Here is a 17,564-nt window from a genome sequence, read left to right as displayed (position 1 = left end):
CCAGTCCGCTCGGTAACGTTCCGGTCACTACGCTCTGGGAGGTGTGCGCGTGCGGCTGCCGCTGCTGGCGCTCCTCGCGAAGGAACCTGCCCACGGCTACGAACTGAAGCATGCTCTCGAGAAGACGTTCGGAGACGCGTACCCGTCGCCGAACATCGGCCAGATCTACGTCACGCTCGGCCGCCTGGAGAAGGACGGCTTCGTCCGCGCCGTGGACGTCGAGCAGGTGAACCGGCCGAACAAGAAGGTCTACTACCTTACGGCCACCGGCCGCGAGAAGCTGGACGACTGGGTCGACGAGCCTACCGAGGGGCCGCGGGTGCGGGACGAGTTCTTCATGAAGCTCGTGCTCGCCCCGCTGACAGGCATCGCCGACCGGATGACGCTGGTCAACCGTCAGCGCCGCCACTACCTCTCGCTGATGCGGGACCTCAACGAACTCGCCGAGCGCACCGATCCGGAGAATCGGGTGGCTCTGCTGCTGATCGAGGGCGCCATGCTCCACCTGCAGGCCGACCTCGACTGGCTGGAACGCTGCCAGGAGGAACTTCCCTGATGCCCCCCACACCCCCCACGCTCCGAACCTTCCGCGCATCGCGTACCCCTGAGAGGGGCCGGTCGTGACCGGCGCCCCCGCGATCAAGGCGATCAACCTCGTCAAGATCTACCAGTCCGGCGGCGTCCCGGTTCCGGCCGTCCGCGGCATCGACATGCGGGTCGAGAGCGGGGAGTTCGTCGCCATCATGGGCCCGTCGGGTTCGGGCAAGTCCACTCTCGTCCACATGCTCGGCGGGCTCGACGTCCGGACGAGCGGGGAGATCTGGCTGGACGGCACCCGCGCCGACACCCTCTCCGAGAGCGGGTGGGCGCTGCTGCGGCGGCAGAAGGTCGGCTTCGTCTTCCAGTTCTTCAACCTGGTCGCCAACATGACCATCGCCGACAACGTCGAGCTGCCCGCGCTGCTGGGCGGGGCGTCTCCCCGCCAGGCCCGGGAGCGGCGCGAGTACCTCCTCGGTGAACTGGGGCTCACCGAACGGGCCGCGGCCGCTCCCGCGCAGCTCTCCGGCGGCGAGCAGCAGCGGGTCGCGCTGGCCCGCGCGCTGGCCAACCAGCCCCGGCTGCTCCTCGCCGACGAGCCCACCGGCAACCTGGACAGCCGCAACACCAAGGACGTGCTGCGCCTGCTGTCCGACGTGCACAAGAAGGGCCAGACGATCGTCCTCGTCACCCACGACGCGCGGGTGGCCAGCATGGCCGACCGCGTGGTCAGCCTCCTGGACGGCGAGGTCGTCGACGACGGCGCCCTGCCCAGGACGCGCCGCCGCCCGATGGGCACGGTCGGCGACGTCGTCGAGCTGCGAGGCTGAGGCGTGCGGGCGGAGCTGCGCTGGATCCGCGCCGACCTGCGGGCGCGCCGGGGGCAGGCGCTGCTCACGATCCTCACCGTCGCCGGGATCGTCACCGCGCTCATCACCGCCGCCACCCTGCTCGAAGACGGCACGAACCCCTGGCGCGGCCTGTTCACCCGGGGGAACGGCGCGCACATCTGGATCCACACCAAGGACACGCCCGACGTGGTCGCCCTGCGGTCGCTGGACGGCGTCACCGACCTCGCCGGGCCGTACCGGAGCGCGCCGGCCACCCTGGCCGCGCACGGGCGCAAGGTGCCCATCGCCCTGCAGGAGACGCCCGCCGCGTTCCAGGCCGTCGCGCGCCCACTGCTGCGCGAGGGGCGCTGGCTCGACGTGCGCGACCCGGACGCGGTCGTGGTCGAGCGGTCGTTCGCGCGCGAACTGGGGCTGCGGCCGGGCAGTCCGTTCCCGGTCACCGGCCTGAACGGCGCCTCGCACGCGCTGGTGGTGGCCGGGCTGGCCGAGAGCGGCGACCAGGGCTTCTACCCCGACTGGGCTCCGGGCCTGGTCTGGACGCTGGCCGGGACGCTCAACGTGGTCGAGCCCGCCGCCGGTCGCACCGAGAGCGTCATCGGGTTACGGCTCACCGACCCCGACGACACCGACCTCGTCGTGCAGCGCGCGGTCACCGTGCTGGACAACCAGGTGCAGCGGGTCTCCACCTGGCGCGAGGTACGGGCCTCGATGGAGCTCGACAACCGGCTGCTCGGCCTGCTGCTCGCGCTGTTCGGCATCGCGGGCCTGGTCGCCGCGGCCCTCGCCCTCGCCAACGCCACCGGCGGCCGGGTGCTCGGCCAGGTACGCGACATCGCCACGCTGAAGTCGCTCGGATTCACCCGGCGCCAGGTGACCTGGACCCTGGTCGCCGAGCACGGTGTCCTCGGCCTGCTCGGGATCGTGCTCGGGCTGGTCGCCGGCCGGTCGATCACCGTGTACGCGCTGCCGGACACCGTGGTCGTCCCGCTCTCGCCCGGGCCGTTCGCCGCGATCGCCCTCGGCACGGGGCTGGTGGTCCTGGGCTCGGTCTGGGTGCCCGCCTGGGGCGGCGGCCGGACGCCGCCGATCCCCGCCACGCCGGCCGCGCCCCCGAGCGGCCACCTGTCCCGGCTGGCCCGGCTGGCCCTGCTCGTACGGCTGCCGCCCGCGCTGGTGCTCGGCGCGCGGGACGCGTTCACGCGCAGGACGCCGGCGCTGCTCACGGTGTGCGGGGTGGCCATCCCGATGATGATGATCGCCATCGGGCTCGGCTGCTGGGCGACGCTCGACGACTTCATCCGCCATCCCGAGCGGGTCGGCCAGGCGGCCGCGCTGACCGTACGCCCGGGAGACCTGGCGGCGGACGAGGCACAGCGGCGGGCCGCGGCCGACCCGGACGTGGCGGCGGTCTATCCCGGAGCCGAGCCGGACGCGCTCGTGCCGTGGCAGACCAGGACGGTGCGCACCCGGGCGCTCGGCCGGTCCGCCGACCCCTATCCGTTCCCCGTCGTGGAGGGACGGATCTACCGGGACCAGGGCGAGGCGGTGGCCGGGCAGGGGCTGCTCGACCTGCTCGGCGTCCGCATCGGCGACCGGGTGCGGATGACGATCGGCGGCACCCCGCTGATCGTCAGGATCGTCGGCCGGGTCGTGGAGCCGGAGCACGACGGCGAGGTGCTGTCGTTCGGCCTGGACAGCCTGGCGGCCAAGGACGCGGTGCCGCAGTTCTACAGCATCGTGCTGCGCGAGGGCGCCGACCCCGCCGAGGTGCGGACCCGGCTCCTCAACGTGTCGCTGGAGGTCTCCCCGGTGGTGAACCCGGCCGAGCGGCTGGCGATCATCAGGGTGATCATCATCGCGCTGGTCGTCGTGCTGGCGCTGATCGGCCTGGCGAACCTGCTGACCGCGAGCGCGCTCGGGCTACGCGATCACGCGCCGGACCTCGCGGTGCTCAAGGCGATGGGGCTCACCCCGCGCCAGGTCATGGCGACGCTGGTGACCGGCACCGGCCTGCTCGCCGTCGGCGGCGTGGTCATCGGCACCGCGGCGGGCGCGCCGCTCGCGGCCGTGCTGATCGATCTGGAGGGCCGGGAGAGCGGTGTCGGAGCGGGGATCGGTCGCGCTCCCACACCGGGGATGCTCGCCGCCTCCATGCTGGTCGCGGTGGGCGCGTCCCTGCTCGTCACGCTGATCCCGGCCCGCCGGGCGGCACGCGCCCGGGTTCCGCACAGCGCCCGCTGACACTCCGTACGGCCCGCTGGACGCGTCACCGAAGGCGACGATCAAGGGGGTTGCAAGCGGTCGGTCGCAGACTGCGCCCAACGCAGCCTGAGAGGATCTTTGCGATGGTCATCCCCCACGCCCCGGCCGGCGACCCGATCGTCGGCGCAGCCATCCCTCCGCACGTTTCCGCCGGCCCTCGGAGGCGGCGGAAGCTCACGCGTGCCGCACTCGCCCTGGCCCTTCCGATCGTGGTCGCGTCCGCGATGACCGGCGGGGTCGCGGAAGCCGCCGCCCCGCAGTGGCGGGTCGTTCCGGGCACCACCCTCGGGCCGGACGGCGGCGGCCTGATGGAGGTGGCCGCGACCGGCCCGCGGGACGCCTGGGCGGTGGGGTACGCCTGCACCGTGGAGAAGCACGTGCCGTGTCCGGCGATCGCGCGCTGGAACGGCGTCCAGTGGAAGAACGCGACCATGCCCGCCTACCGCTTTCCCGCCGGGTACGACTCGGATATCTACACGTTCGACGCCGTCAGCGCGGCGTCCGGCGACGACGTGTGGGTGGTGGGCAACGGGCGCACCGTGCGGGTCGGGCACTGGAGCGGCGGAAGCTGGCGCATGTACCGGCCGTTCGGCGTGTCCGAGAACTACCAACTGTCCGACGTCGAGGTCGCTCAGGGACGGGTGTGGTTCGCCGGGACCACCAACGACAACCGCGGCGTCATCCTGAGCTGGAACGGGCGCACGGGGTTCACCAGCGAGTCCATCCACAATGGCGCCCTCGCCGCGGTGTCCGCCCGCAGCAGGACCGGCGAGATCTGGGCCGTCGGCCACTCCACCGACGGGCCCCTTGTCGTGCGGGGAACCGGGAAAGCCGGCGCCATGGGTTGGAGTGAGATCTCCGTCCCGAGGACCCCCGAGGGCGTTCTCACCCAGGTCTGGCCGATCAGCGCTGCCGACGTCTGGGCGATCGGTCACATCGGCGCCGGCCGCGACCTCGCGTCGGCGAAGCCGCTCATGCTCCACTTCGACGGCAGGTCGTGGACCCGGGTGCCCCTCCCGGTGAAGAAAGGCCGCCTCACCGGCATCACCGCCGACGCGTCCGGAGACATCTGGGTGACCGGCATCGACGCGTCCCACCCGAAGCAGGCGCTCTTCCTGCGGCAGTCGCGGGGCCGATGGACCACGACGTACGGGCCCGACTTCCGGTTCGGCGAGGTGCGCGCGGTGAGCATCACCCGGATTCCCGGCTCGAACGGTATGTGGGCCGTCGGCCGGAACGGCGACGGCGACGGCGGGATGGACGGGGAGAAGACGTCCATCCTCCGGTACGGCTGACGCTGCCTGGCGCGGAGGCCAGCCCCGCGACTCCTGGCAGGTGCCCCTGCGCTGTCAACCAGATCGCCCAGCGCTCAGGCGAAGCAGCTGGAGGGAATTGATCCGCGCTCGCTCCGCGGGCTCTCTCCTCGAAGGCTGTCGCGCACCGACCTGTGTCCGCCGCGCCCGCGCCGGACCGGACCCTCAATGGAGGAGACGATGAGTCCTCTACGGAAGATCATGGCAGCCGCTGCGATGGTCCTGACCGCTGTTTCGGTGGCCTCCCCATCGGCGTCGGCGGATACCTCCCGGGCCGCCACCACCGCCCGCTATCAGTACCGCGCCTACCACGGCCTGGATGAATGGGGGTTCATCTCCTCGGTCCCGAAGTCCGGCTCGGGGTTACGTCCGGTGGTCATCACGAACGGACAGCAGAAGTCACAGGAAAGATATGCCATGTTCTGGGACAACAGGCCTGGGCCCGACTGGAAGCTGGGCGGGGGTTCCAGTGGGAGCGGCACCTATCAGCAGGAATTCGATCGGCTCACCGCGCAGGGCTACCAGCCCACCATGGTGACCGCGACGGGTAGCGGATCGAGCGCCAGCTTTATTGCCATTTGGGAGAAGAAGCCGGGCAAGTTCTACGCCCGCCACGGCCTCAGCATCCCCGAATTCCAATTGGCCAACAACAGCTTCAACGCCAACGGCTACATGCCGATCTCCGTCAACCTGTACGGCACGCCGTCCGACCCGCGCGTGGTGGCGGTGTGGGCGGCCAGGCCGTCAGGCGTCTTCGCGCACGTCACGGTCTCCTCGTCCGCGGCCGAGTACCAGAGCGATTTCGAATACAACGTCAAGCGCGGATTCCGATCGTCCGCCATCGCGGTGAGCCCTGACGGCAAGGGCTATCTCGCTGTCTGGCGCAATGACAGCATCGGCGCCTGGTACTCCTTCCACGCGATGAGCGCCGCTCAGTACCAGGCGCGGTTCGACGAGATGACGGCCAAGGGCCTGTACCCGATCTGGATCGACATGGAGAACGGCGTCTATGCCGCCGTGTTCACCGCCAGGTGACGGGCCTTCCGTGGATGCCCGTCCGGTTGGGGCGCGCGCCGAAGGCGCTCGCCCCAACCGACGAGAAGCAGACGAGAGCCGGGAGGACGGTTCTCAGGGGCGGATCGAGAACCAGTAGAACCCGTGGCCCGGCAGGGTCAGCAGGTACGGCCGCTCGCCGATGACGGGGAAGGGGACCCCGCCGCGGCACTCGACCGGCGTCATACCGGCGAACCTGCGCAGGTCGAGCTCGACCGGCTGCGGATGCTTGGACAGGTTGTTGACGCACAGCATCCGGTCCTCGCCCTCCTCACGGAGGAAGGTGAGCACGGCCGGGTTCGGCGACCACAGCTCGATGTAGTCGCCGGTGCCGAACACCGGGTGCTCCCGCCTGATCTGCAGCATCCGCCGGGTGAAGTGGAGGAGCGACGACTCGCTCTTGAGCTGCGCCTCCACGTTGACCGACTGGTAGCCGTAGATCGGGTCCATCACGGCGGGCAGGTACAGCCGGCCGGGGTCCGCGTTGGAGAACCCGGCGTTGCGGTCCGGGCTCCACTGCATCGGCGTGCGGACCGAGTCGCGATCCTCCAGCCAGATGTTGTCGCCCATGCCGATCTCGTCGCCGTAGTACATGACCGGCGAGCCCGGCATGCTCAGCAACAGCGCGGTGAACAGCTCGATCTGGTCCCGGTCGTTCTCCAGCAGCGGGGCCAGCCGGCGCCGGATGCCGAGGTAGGCCCGCATCCGCGGGTCCTTGGCGTACTCGGCGTGCATGTAGTCGCGCTCTTCCTCGCTGACCGTCTCGAGCGTCAGCTCGTCGTGGTTGCGGAGGAAGATGCCCCACTGGGCGTTCTCCGGCAGCTTCGGCGTGCGCGACATGATTTCCGTGATGGGTTCCCGGTTCTCCCGGCGCACGGCCATGAAGATGCGCGGCATCAGCGGGAAGTGGAACGCCATGTGGCACTCGTCGCCGCCGGTCGTCGGGTCGCCGAAGTACTCGACCACGTCCTCGGGCCAGCCGTTCGCCTCGGCGAGCAGCACCCGGTCCGGGAAGAGCCGGTCCACCTCGGCCCGCACCCGCTTGAGGTACGCGTGCGTCTCGGGCAGGCCGGAGCAGGACGTGCCGTCGCGCTCGAAGAGGTACGGCACGGCGTCCAGCCGGAACCCGTCCACGCCCAGGTCGAGCCAGAAGCGGAGCACTTCCAGCATGGCGTCCTGCACGGCCGGGTTGTCGTAGTTGAGGTCCGGCTGGTGGTGGAAGAACCGGTGCCAGTAGTACTGGCCGCGCACCGGGTCGTACGTCCAGTTGGACTCCTCGGCGCCGATGAAGATGATCGGCGCGTCGGGGTAGCGCGTCGGGTCGTCGGACCAGACGTAGAAGTCGCCGAAGGGGCCCTCGGGGTCGTGCCGGGACGCCTGGAACCACGGGTGCTTGTCGCTGGTGTGGTTCATGACGAGGTCGGTGATGACACGGATGCCGCGCTCGTGGGCGGCCTCGATCATCTTGATGAAGTCACTGAGATCGCCGAACTCCGGAAGGATCTTCAGGTAGTCGGCGATGTCGTACCCGCCGTCCCGCAGCGGGGACTCGTACAGCGGCAGCAGCCAGAGGCAGTCGATGCCCAGCCACTTGAGGTAGTCCATCTTCTCGATGAGCCCACGCAGGTCGCCGGTGCCGTCACCGTTCGAGTCCTTGAAACCGCGGACCAGCGCCTCGTAGAAGACCGCCCGTTTGTACCAGTGGGGGTCTTGTGAGGTGAAGTCCTCGATCTCGGGGGTGGGCATGAGGGCGCCGAGGCTGAGCCCGGCGGTCTCGCGAGCCGGCACGGGGGCGTGGCGGCTCGTGGATCCAGCGACCGGCGGTGCAGCCGGGATGAGGTTGCTGGGCGCCGTGACCTGGGGGGACAGATCGGCGGCAGCCTCGGAATCGGGTTCCGGGCATGGCGAAGCAGCGTTCATCTGGTCTCGCTTGATGAAGAAGGGGTGGGGGTGGCCTGGTCACACTCCGCAGCTGTATGCCAGCTCATGCCATATACATAACAAGAAACTACCATCAGCCCGGGTTTGACAAGGAGTCGTTACCTCGTCCTGACAAGTGCTTTTCGTCTGTTGCCGTCTGGTCGCGCACAGTTATCTCGCTGTCGCCCGCAGAGTCGCCCGCAGAGTCGTGCGCGGGCGACGGCGAGGCCGCCGGAACGGAGTCGGCGGCGGACGAGACGCCGAGGTGCGGCGCGGGTCAGCCGACGCTCCCCGCCCACGGTGGCGTGAGGTCGCCGAAGACGGTCAGCCGAGGTTCCCGGCCCACGGCGGCGTGAGGTCGCCGAGGACGTCCTCGTAGTCGGCCAGCCAGGTGCCGAACAGCACCAGGCCGCGCAGCCAGAACCGGGAGTTCCATGAGCCGAACGACGCCAGCGCGTCCGGCCCCTCGGCCACGACGTCCAGCATCTGGGGCGACATCAGGCCGGGGATCGTCGCGGCCTTCAGCAGCATCCGGTGGTTCCACTCCCGGGCGACCGGCCCGTTCGAGCGCAGCGGCACCCGGCGGTGCGGGAGCGCGCCGTTGGTGGACGGCAGCGTCGCGACCTTGAGGTTGGCCGCCCGCAGGATCTCCCGGTAGAACTTGCCCCCCTCCTTGCGGGTGACGGGCACCGAGAGGGCCGCGTCGAAGAACTCCGGGTGCAGGAACGGGAACACCGGCGTGGCCTCCGGGCCCACCAGGTTGACCGGGGAGCGGGCGATGCCCCGGGCGGTGCGCGTGTGCAGCACGCTGAGCGGCAGCTCGGAACGGTGGCCGTGCAGCATCGAGGTCGCCCGGGTGAAGGCCGCGCGGACCCTGCCGTCCATCCAGCCGAGCGCGGCCTCGCCGAGGACGGGCATGTGCGGCTCGCCGGTCGCCAGCGCGGCCAGGAGCGCCTCACGGCGGGAGGCGCCGGTCCCGGCGTCCACCGCGTCGGCGGTGATGAGGAAGTTCTTCATCAGCGGGCCGCCGGCCAGGCCGTCCACCACCGGTCGCCCCGCCGCGTGGACCTCGCGGGCGAACGGGGAGTACCAGGCGTGGTGGCTGGTCAGGTACTCCAGCCGTCGCGCCGCCCACAGCGCCTCTTCCGGGTATCTTTCGGGATATTGCGGGATAATCCGATGCGCCAGGCCGAGTTCCCGCGTGATGTAGCGCGCGAAGTCGATGTCGTTGTCCAGCCCGTCGTCCGGACTGGTCGTCCACGACTCGACGTCCATCTCCCTGGCCACCGCGACGCTCGCCAGCAGCCGCGAGTCGTACCCGCCGCTCACCGGGACCAGCACGCGGTCGTACGGCGCGAGCGCGTCGTGCAGCAGCGCGACCAGGTCGCCGCCGGTCACGCCCCGGTCGAACGGCTCCTCACGCACCCAGCGCGGCGCCCGCCGGTCCACCCGCATCCGCCGGTCGGCCCGGGACCAGATCAGCGCGGACGCCCCCGGCAGCCGCTTGACCTGCCGGTACGGGGTGTCCTCAAGCAGCGGATAGGTCAGCTTGAGAATGGCGGCCCAGGCGTCCCAGTTCACCTCGTACGGCGTGCGCGCCAGGGCGAGCAGCGGCTCGATCAGGCCCGCGAAGTAGATCACGTCGCCGTCGGCCAGGTAGTAGACGTCGTCCAGGCCGAAGGCCCCGGTGTGCAGGATCACCTCGTCCGGCTCGTCGATCAGGCCGGGCGTCTCGTAGGTCTCGGCCGCGGACAGCCAGCCCGGCCGGGCACCCGTCCCGGCGGGCACGCCCGGAAGCCCGCCTCCCGGAGCGGCGCTCGCCGTCAGGCGGCCGCCCCAGGCGAAGGCGGCGTGGCCGGAATCGCCCGCCTGGCCCCGCTCCCCGCTGTCCGACGCGTCTGTCCCCGTGCCGTACGGGCGGATGGGCGCGGAGGTGAGAAGGGCCGCGTCCGGCGTCCGGTGGACCAGCCGCACGGCCGGGCCCGAGCGGGCCAGCACGTCCAGCCTGGCCGGATCGAAGGGCCCGATGGCACCACACACGTACGGCCTGGCCTGGTATCGCGGCCACTCACCTTTGCGCACCGTTTGCCCTCCTTCTACTTCGACGGGAGAGTCTACGGATTTAGGCCACCACCCAACGACGCGCGAAACCGCGCGGCCCGCTCAGCCGCCGCCCTGGCGGGCTCACCGCCCGGCGACCTCCCACAGCGCGCCCACCGGCATGGCCCGCAGTTTCGGCCCGAAAGGCAGCGTCTGCGTCCCCGTGTAGAGGACGACTCCCGCGACGAAGTCGTCACCCAGCCGGTCCGCCAGATGGCGCAGCCCCTTGAAGTCTTCCGACCGGACGGTGGAGGAAGCCTTCACCTCCACGCCGACGACCTTGCCCTGGCGGTTCTCCAGGACGGCGTCCACTTCGATCATGTCCTTGGTCCGGTAGTGGAAGAGCTCCGCACGTTGATCGGACCAGGTCAGCTGACGGGCGAGTTCCGTTAGCACGAATCCCTCAAGGAGTGGTCCGAAGGGGCCTTCGGGGCGTACCAGGCTCCGGGCGTCGACGCCGAGAAGGTTCGCCGCGACACCGGAATCGACGAAAGCCACCTTGGGGGTGGATGTCGCTCGCGAACTCAGGTTCCGCGACCAGGCGGGGATGCGCTTGATCAGGAAGACCTCTTCGAGAAGGCTCAGATATCGGCTCGCGGTGTTCCCGGGCAGTCCGGCGCCCCGGCCGAGCGAGGCACTGAGCAGAAGTTGCCCCGATCGTGCCGCGACGAGCCGTACGAGCTGTCGCATCTCACTCGTCCGCTCGATCTCCGACAACTGGCTGACGTCGCGGGCGATGAGATCGGAGACGTAGGAGTCGAGGAAGCGTTCCCGCCGCCGCGGATTGGTCCGCGCCACCGCCTCGGGAAATCCACCGCGGACCACTCGCGCCGCGTAATCGCCGCGTGTCACGGCAGAGGTGTGGTGGAGGTTCTCGCCTTCGGCGAAGATCGCATCCACGAATCCGTCGGGCGCGCCGTCGATCTCTCCCTGGGAGAACGGCCACAGCTCGACCGTCTCCATGCGCCCGGGCAATGTGTCGGGCAACGTACGCAGGCCGAGCACCCGCGCGGACCCGGTCAGCAGATAGCGGCCGGGGCGGGGATCCTCGTCGACCTGCTCCTTGATGGCCAGGAGCAGTTCCGGGGCTCGCTGGATCTCGTCGATCACCATGAGCTCCGGGAACGCCACGAATCCGCCCGGGTCGGCGAGTGCGGCCTGCCGTACGGCGGGCGCGTCGAGATTGCGCCACTCCGCCGTCCGATCCTTCGAGATCAGTCGCACGAGCGTGCTCTTGCCGCACTGTCGTGCTCCGTTGAGGAGCACCACGCGGGTGTCCGACATCGCCTCCGCGACCGTACGTTCGGCATGGCGCGGAACGACCCGGCCCAACGGCGTCTGAGAAGGGGTGACCACCAGGTCACGATGCCACACAGACGCGCGCGGGAGAAGCCGGTGTGGCGAGATGGCCGCTGGGTGTGTGGACGGATAGTCGCCGGGGGCGTGGCGAGATGGTCGCTAGGTGTGCGGATGATTCGTCGCCGGTGCCGTGGACGATTCGCCAGCGAGCCTGGGCCGGATTCGCGGGGTATGTCGTGGCGCTTCGCCGGTAAGTTCATGATCGGCGGGATCTTGGGGGCTATGGAGCGCTTCGCGATGGTTCGGGGAGCTGAGATCGATCCAAGTGATCTGCGAATATTGTGGCTCCCGCCTTTTCGGACTACCGCGGAGTGACCCATGAGCGAGACGAGCGACCTCGAGAGCGTCAAACGCGCATTGGCGCAGGCCGTCGAGGAGGCCGCGGGGGCGGCGGAGCTGTCCCGGCTGCTCACCGAGTACGAGCGGCGGCTCGACGAGGTGGCGCGCTCGGAGGCCGAGGCACTGACGCGGATGCGCGAGGCCGAGGTGCGGGCGCGGAGGGCCGAGCGGCAGAACGCGCAGCTCGCCAAGCAGCTGGCCGAGCAGCGCTACCAGACCGAGGTCGCCACCTGGAAGCTCGCCTCGGTGCAGGACAGTCGCTGGCTCAAGCTCGGCGACGCCCTGCACACCAAGAGCCCCGGCACGGTGGCCCGGACCCTCAAGGAGCCGGTGAAGAAGCGGCCCGCGCCCAAGCGTTCCGAGTTCAAGCCGGAGCTGCCGGACGTCGGTGAGCCCCCCGCGACGCCGGCCGCGCCAGACCCGCGCGCGCCGCAGGTCTCCGCGCCCATGGTCGACGGCTTCGAGGTGCCCAAGGGGCCGCTGGCCCGGCCGTACCTCACCGTGGCGTCGATCGTGGACCGGCAGACCGAGGCGCTGCTGCGCTACGAGTGGCGGCAGGTGACGAACTTCGGCCCCGAGAACTGGGCCGCGATGCTCGACCAGCACCAGCCGCACCTGCTCTTCGTCGAGTCCGTACAGCCCGGCCCGCGGCAGGGCAACGGCGGGCGCTGGCTGGAGGCCCTGGCCGGGGAGTCGCGGGCGCTGCGCGACCTTGTGGAGGCGTGCCGCAAGCGCGGCGTCAAGACCGTCTTCTGGCACTCCGGCGGCGCCGTCTCCCGCGCGGTGCCGGCCGCCGAGCACTTCGAGTACGTGCTGACGGCGACCGAGGCCCGGGTCAGGGAATGGAAGGCCGCGCTGCGCCACGATCGCGTCGGCGTCCTCCCGATGGCCGTCCAGCCGCGCATCCACAACCCGATCCCCGCGATCGGCGGGCGCACCTCCGACGTCTTCACGCTCGGCCCGGTGGCGCTGCCGGTGCCGCCCGTCGAGGTGAGCGAGCCGGACCAGGCCGGCGCGGCGCCGCGGGCGGAGGCCGCCGAGCCCGCCCCGGGCGGCCGCGCCTGGCAGCCGCTCCCCGGGCAGGACGACGACAAGACGTCCTACGACGACGTGCTGACCGCGTACCGGCGGGCCGGGCTGGTGGTCGCCGTGGCCGACGCGGACGCGCGGGTGGTCGCGGAGATCGCCGCCTGCGCCACGCCCGTGCTCAGGCTGGCCGCGGGCGTCAAGCCCGAGGTGACCGTGGCGCAGGCCGAGGCGCTGCTCGCGGACGCCGCGGGCCTCGAGCGCGAGGCCCACCTGGGCTGGCGGCGGACCGTTCCGATCACGCCGCTGCTCGACCCGATGTTCGACGTGGTCGGGCTGCCCAACGTCCGCAACACCGGCACCGTCTCGGTCATCGCGGCCGTCCAGGGCGCGGCCGAGCTGGAGCACCTTCTGGACCAGATCGCGCGCCAGGCCCACGTGCCGGGACAGCTCGTCATCGTGGCCGAGGGACTGGACGCCGGGCTGGTCGAGAAGAGCGCCCGCCAGATCCTCACCCCGCTCCAGACCTCCGCCGAGGCCGCCCCGGGGCTGTCGCTCCCGCAGGGCGTGGCCGTCCTCCAGGACCTCGTCGTACGGGTGCCGGACGCCCCGATGACGCGGGGCGCGGCGCTCGACCGGGCGCTGCGGATGGCTGAGGGCGACTACGTCGCGGTCTTCGACCCCCGCGACGTGTACGGCCAGCATTACCTGTCCGATCTGATCCGCTACTTCGGCTCGACGGAAACCGAGATCGTCGGGAAGGCGTCGTTCTACGCGCACCTGCCCGAGGTGGGGGCCACCCTCCTGCGCCAGCCGGGCGCCGAGCACAGGTTCCTGCCCGAGATCGGCGGCGGGACCCTGCTGGGCCGCCGCCAGGCGCTCGCCGAGCTCGGCTTCGCCGACGTCTCGGACGACTGGGACGAGACGCTCATGCGTCAGTGCCGGGCCGACGGGGTCCGGGTGTACTCGGCGGACCGGTACTCCTATGTCTGTGTGCGCGAGTCCGCCGTCGGCCGCCTGCTCGGCTCCGCCCAGCTCCAGGGCTACTTCCCCGTCGAGCCCCTCGCCCTGATCTAGCCGCACAACCGGGGATTTCGCCGGACACTGGCTAGGCTGCCGGGATGACTCCTGACCTGCTCGCCGAGCTCCTCGGGGCGCCGCCCGCGCCATGGGGATCGTGGGCGAGTGAGGCGGTCTACGGCTCGCCGGTCGCGTTCCGTGCCGCCTCGGGGCGGCCGCCGCGCGAGGTCGCCGCGGAGATCGCGGAGCGCCTGCGCGAGCACCGCGGGATTCAGGAGGTCAGGGTACGGCCCGACGGGCTCCTGCTGATCGCGGTGACGGCGCCAGGCGAGGTCGCCGGTGAGATCGTGCGGAAGGGGCCGCCGGAGATCCGCGAGCCCGCCGCGCTCGCCCCGGACTTCCCCCGCACGTGGGACAACCCCGGGTTCGTCGTCCGGTACGCGTACGCGCGGGCGGCGGCGGTACGGCGCTGGGCGCGCGCTCTCGGCGTCCCCGAGGAGGGGTTCCGGCCCGAGGCGCTGGACGATCCACGCGAGCGCGCCGTGTTGCGGCTGCTCGCCGAGCTGCCGAGCCGTATGACGAGCCGCGACCCGGCGTGGGGGACGTACGCGGGGCAGCTCGCGCTCGCCTACCACGACGCGCACGAGCACTGCCCGGCCGTGCCGTGGGGAGATCGGCCCGCGGGCGACGTCCACACCGCCCGGCTCCGGCTGGCGGCCGCCGTACAGGCCGTCCTGGCCGCGGTCGTGGCGCCCGCTCTGCCCGAACGGCTGTGACGGCGTCCGGTGCCGGCTTCACCCGTCCTTCCACAGTCGTGCACCGCCGTCACGACCGTGGCCGGAGCGGAGACGATCGGGGGACGCCGCAGGGGAGGGCGCTCCCGGGCCACGGAAAAGGAGGTTCACTATCTTCGGGGCTTTGCAACGAATTTTTCGTTGGAACGATGATATTCCCGCATTTCATATGGTCGTCTGTCTCGCCTATCGGTCATCCGTCTCGCCGTGCCGGTGGGGTCGGATAGCCTCGTTCGGGTGAGCCGATTCGCCCATTCCGCCGGTGACGGGCACGCTGAAGCGCTGCCCGAGGTACCACCGCACGCCCCCACAGATCTGAACACCCTCGATCCGGCGATCTGGACGCGAACGTCCGGCCGCATCGACGGTGCGATCACGATCGGCGGCGTCGACGTACGCGATCTGGCGGCGCAGCACGGCACGCCGCTCTACGTGGTCGACGAGGAGGACTTCCGCTCCCGCTGCCGCGACTATCGCGCGGCGTTCAGCGACGGCGAGGTCCACTACGCGGGCAAGGCGTTCCTGTGCCGGGAGATCGCCCGCTGGATCCAGCAGGAGGACCTCGGCCTCGACGTGTGCAGCGCGGGCGAGCTCGCGGTCGCGCTGAGCGTCGGTTTCCCGCCCGAGCGCATCACGATGCACGGTAACAACAAGTCGCTCGCCGAGCTGGAGCGGGCCGTCGACGTCGGCGTCGGCCACATCGTGGTCGACTCGTTCGAGGAGATCGCCCGGCTCGGGTTCCTCGCGGAAAAGTACGGCACCCGCCCCAAGGTCATGATCCGGGTGACGGTGGGCGTCGAGGCGCACACGCACGAGTTCATCGCCACGGCGCACGACGACCAGAAGTTCGGCCTCTCGCTGAACAGCGGCGCGGCGGCGGAGGCGGTCCGGCGCATCCTGGCGCTGCCCCAGCTCGAACTGGTCGGCCTGCACTCCCACATCGGGTCCCAGATCACCGACACGGCCGGCTTCGAGGTGGCGGCGCACCGCCTCGCCGCGCTGCTCGTCCAGGTCAAGGAGGAGCACGGCGTCGTCCTGCCCGAGTTGGACCTCGGCGGCGGCTACGGCATCCCGTACGTCCAGGGCGACGACGTCCTGGACGTGAAGGAGCTCGCGGACAGCCTGCGCGACATCATCATCAAGGCGTGCGAGGCGGCCGGCCTGCCCGTGCCCCGGCTGACCGTCGAGCCGGGCCGGTCCATCGCCGGGCTCGCCGGTGTGACGCTCTACGAGGTCGGCACGGTCAAGGACGTCGAGGGCCTGCGCACCTACGTCAGCGTGGACGGCGGCATGAGCGACAACATCCGCACCGCGTTGTACGGCGCGGACTACACCGCGACGCTCGCCTCCCGTGAGAGCGAGGCCGAGCCGATGCTCTCCCGCCTCGTCGGCAAGCACTGCGAGAGCGGCGACATGGTCGTGCGCGACCTGTGGTTCCCCGCCGACCTCGCGCCGGGCGACCTGGTCGCCGTGGCCGGGACCGGCGCGTACTGCCGCTCGCTCGCCAACAACTACAACTACCTGCCCAAGCCGGCTGTCGTGGCGGTGGCCCACGGCCAGTCGCGCGTCATCGTGCGCCGGGAGACCGAGGACGACCTCCTGAGGGGACAACTGTGACCAAACCGCTGAAAATCGCGCTGCTGGGCTGCGGGGTCGTCGGCTCGCAGGTCGTCCGGCTCCTGCGCGAGCAGGAGAACGACCTCGCCGCGCGCGTGGGCGCCCCGCTCGAACTCGCCGGGGTGGCGGTGCGCAAGATCGGCCGCAAGCGCGACACCGAGATCGACCCGGAGCTCCTCACCACGGACGCCGAGAGCCTGGTGACCCGTGACGACGTCGACATCGTGGTCGAGGTGATCGGCGGCATCGAGCCGGCCCGGTCGCTGATCCTGTCCGCGATGGCCTCCGGCAAGTCCGTGGTCACCGCCAACAAGGCGCTGCTCGCCGAGGACGGTGCCACCATCCACCGCGCCGCGCGCGAGAACAACGCCGACCTCTACTTCGAGGCCAGCGTCGCGGGGGCGATCCCGCTGCTGCGCCCGCTGCGGGAGTCGATGGCCGGTGACCGCGTCCAGCGGGTGCTCGGCATCGTGAACGGCACCACGAACTACATCCTCGACAAGATGGACTCCACCGGCGCGTCGTTCACCGACGCCCTGGAGGAGGCCCAGGCGCTCGGCTACGCCGAGGCCGACCCGACCGCCGACGTCGAGGGCTTCGACGCCGCGGCCAAGGCGGCGATCCTCGCGGGCATCGCCTTCCACACCCGGGTCACCGCTGCGGACGTGTACCGCGAGGGCATCACCGAGATCACCGCGGCCGACGTCGCCTCGGCCAAGGCCATGGGATACGTCATCAAGCTGCTCGCCATCTGCGCGCGGTCCGACGACGGCGGGTCCGTGGGCGTCCGGGTCCACCCCGCGATGATCCCGAGGTCCCACCCCCTCGCGGGCGTCCGCGAGGCGTACAACGCGGTCTTCGTGGAGGCCGAGTCGGCCGGGCGGCTGATGTTCTACGGCGCGGGCGCGGGTGGCGCGCCCACCGCCTCGGCGGTGCTCGGCGACATCGTCGCCGTCGCGCGCAACCGCATCGCGAACACCCGGGGCCCCGAGGAGTCCACGTACGCGGACCTGCGGGTGCACCCGATGGGTGACAGCATCACGCGGTGCCATGTCTCCCTCGACGTGGCGGACAAGCCGGGCGTCCTCGCCAGGGTGGCCGAGATCTTCGCCAAGCACGACGTCTCCATCCAGACCGTCCGCCAGGAGGGTAGGGGCGATGACGCCCAGCTCGTCATCGTCTCCCACCGGGCCACCGACGCCGCGCTCCAGGCGACGATCGGGAGCCTGCGTGAGATGGACATCGTCCGCGCGGTCGCCGGCGTCATGCGGGTCGAAGGCGACGAGGCCCCGTAAAGAGGCCCCGTAACGAGGCTCCGTAACGAGGCCCTGTAACGGGCTCTCCGGCATCTCCTGCCCCTCGGGCCTCGCAAT

At 71.1% G+C, this 17,564-nt stretch carries 12 protein-coding genes; 9 read left to right on the top strand and 3 right to left on the bottom strand.

The window, feature by feature from the left end:
* Window positions 1-49 precede the first annotated feature (49 nt).
* The 5 genes from AWQ71_RS01265 to AWQ71_RS01245 all read left to right on the top strand — a co-directional run bounded on the left by AWQ71_RS01265 (window position 50) and on the right by AWQ71_RS01245 (window position 5,998).
* Window positions 50-556, top strand: a complete 507-nt coding sequence (locus tag AWQ71_RS01265) for a PadR family transcriptional regulator (protein WP_067125143.1) — start codon at window positions 50-52, stop codon at window positions 554-556.
* Between the two features lie 64 nt (window positions 557-620).
* Window positions 621-1,367, top strand: a complete 747-nt coding sequence (locus AWQ71_RS01260) for an ABC transporter ATP-binding protein (protein WP_067125141.1) — start codon at window positions 621-623, stop codon at window positions 1,365-1,367.
* 3 nt (window positions 1,368-1,370) lie between these two features.
* Window positions 1,371-3,629: an ABC transporter permease gene (locus AWQ71_RS01255; protein ID WP_067125139.1), complete on the top strand. Its 2,259-nt coding sequence runs from the start codon at window positions 1,371-1,373 to the stop codon at window positions 3,627-3,629.
* Between the two features lie 104 nt (window positions 3,630-3,733).
* On the top strand, window positions 3,734-4,945 hold the full coding sequence (locus AWQ71_RS01250) for a hypothetical protein (protein WP_067125137.1): 1,212 nt from the start codon (window positions 3,734-3,736) through the stop codon (window positions 4,943-4,945).
* Between the two features lie 186 nt (window positions 4,946-5,131).
* The gene (locus tag AWQ71_RS01245; RefSeq protein WP_157570124.1) at window positions 5,132-5,998 is read left to right on the top strand and encodes a hypothetical protein; all 867 of its coding nucleotides are present in this window, start codon (window positions 5,132-5,134) and stop codon (window positions 5,996-5,998) included.
* A 93-nt stretch (window positions 5,999-6,091) separates the two neighbouring features.
* On the opposite strand, the gene treS is transcribed toward AWQ71_RS01245, so the two are convergent.
* From treS to AWQ71_RS01230, 3 genes are all read right to left on the bottom strand, one after another.
* Window positions 6,092-7,762 carry a maltose alpha-D-glucosyltransferase gene (gene treS, locus AWQ71_RS01240; RefSeq protein ID WP_067126064.1) on the bottom strand — a complete coding sequence of 557 codons (1,671 nt, stop codon included), beginning with the start codon at window positions 7,760-7,762 and terminating at the stop codon, window positions 6,092-6,094.
* A gap of 498 nt (window positions 7,763-8,260) precedes the next feature.
* Window positions 8,261-10,018, bottom strand: a complete 1,758-nt coding sequence (locus tag AWQ71_RS01235; protein ID WP_067125132.1) for an adenine nucleotide alpha hydrolase family protein — start codon at window positions 10,016-10,018, stop codon at window positions 8,261-8,263.
* A gap of 102 nt (window positions 10,019-10,120) precedes the next feature.
* Window positions 10,121-11,392 carry an ATP-binding protein gene (locus AWQ71_RS01230; protein WP_245658053.1) on the bottom strand — a complete coding sequence of 424 codons (1,272 nt, stop codon included), beginning with the start codon at window positions 11,390-11,392 and terminating at the stop codon, window positions 10,121-10,123.
* A gap of 321 nt (window positions 11,393-11,713) precedes the next feature.
* On the opposite strand from AWQ71_RS01230, the gene AWQ71_RS01225 reads away from it, so the two are divergent.
* From AWQ71_RS01225 to AWQ71_RS01210, 4 genes are all read left to right on the top strand, one after another.
* Window positions 11,714-13,837 carry a glycosyltransferase family 2 protein gene (locus AWQ71_RS01225; RefSeq protein ID WP_067125128.1) on the top strand — a complete coding sequence of 708 codons (2,124 nt, stop codon included), beginning with the start codon at window positions 11,714-11,716 and terminating at the stop codon, window positions 13,835-13,837.
* Between the two features lie 44 nt (window positions 13,838-13,881).
* Window positions 13,882-14,556: a DALR anticodon-binding domain-containing protein gene (locus AWQ71_RS01220; protein ID WP_067125126.1), complete on the top strand. Its 675-nt coding sequence runs from the start codon at window positions 13,882-13,884 to the stop codon at window positions 14,554-14,556.
* A gap of 255 nt (window positions 14,557-14,811) precedes the next feature.
* Entirely contained in the window at window positions 14,812-16,191 is a 1,380-nt protein-coding gene (gene lysA / locus AWQ71_RS01215) for a diaminopimelate decarboxylase (RefSeq protein WP_067125124.1), read from the top strand.
* A complete protein-coding gene (locus tag AWQ71_RS01210) occupies window positions 16,188-17,486 on the top strand; it encodes a homoserine dehydrogenase (protein WP_169806494.1) in 1,299 nt (432 codons plus the stop codon). Before lysA ends, AWQ71_RS01210 begins: the two co-directional genes overlap by 4 nt.
* Window positions 17,487-17,564: the final 78 nt, after the last annotated feature.

The organism is Microtetraspora malaysiensis (assembly GCF_001528665.1).
Classification (GTDB): domain Bacteria; phylum Actinomycetota; class Actinomycetes; order Streptosporangiales; family Streptosporangiaceae; genus Microtetraspora_A; species Microtetraspora_A malaysiensis.
Note: the sequence above shows the minus strand (reverse complement) of the source record. Positions and strands in the feature narration are given on the sequence as shown.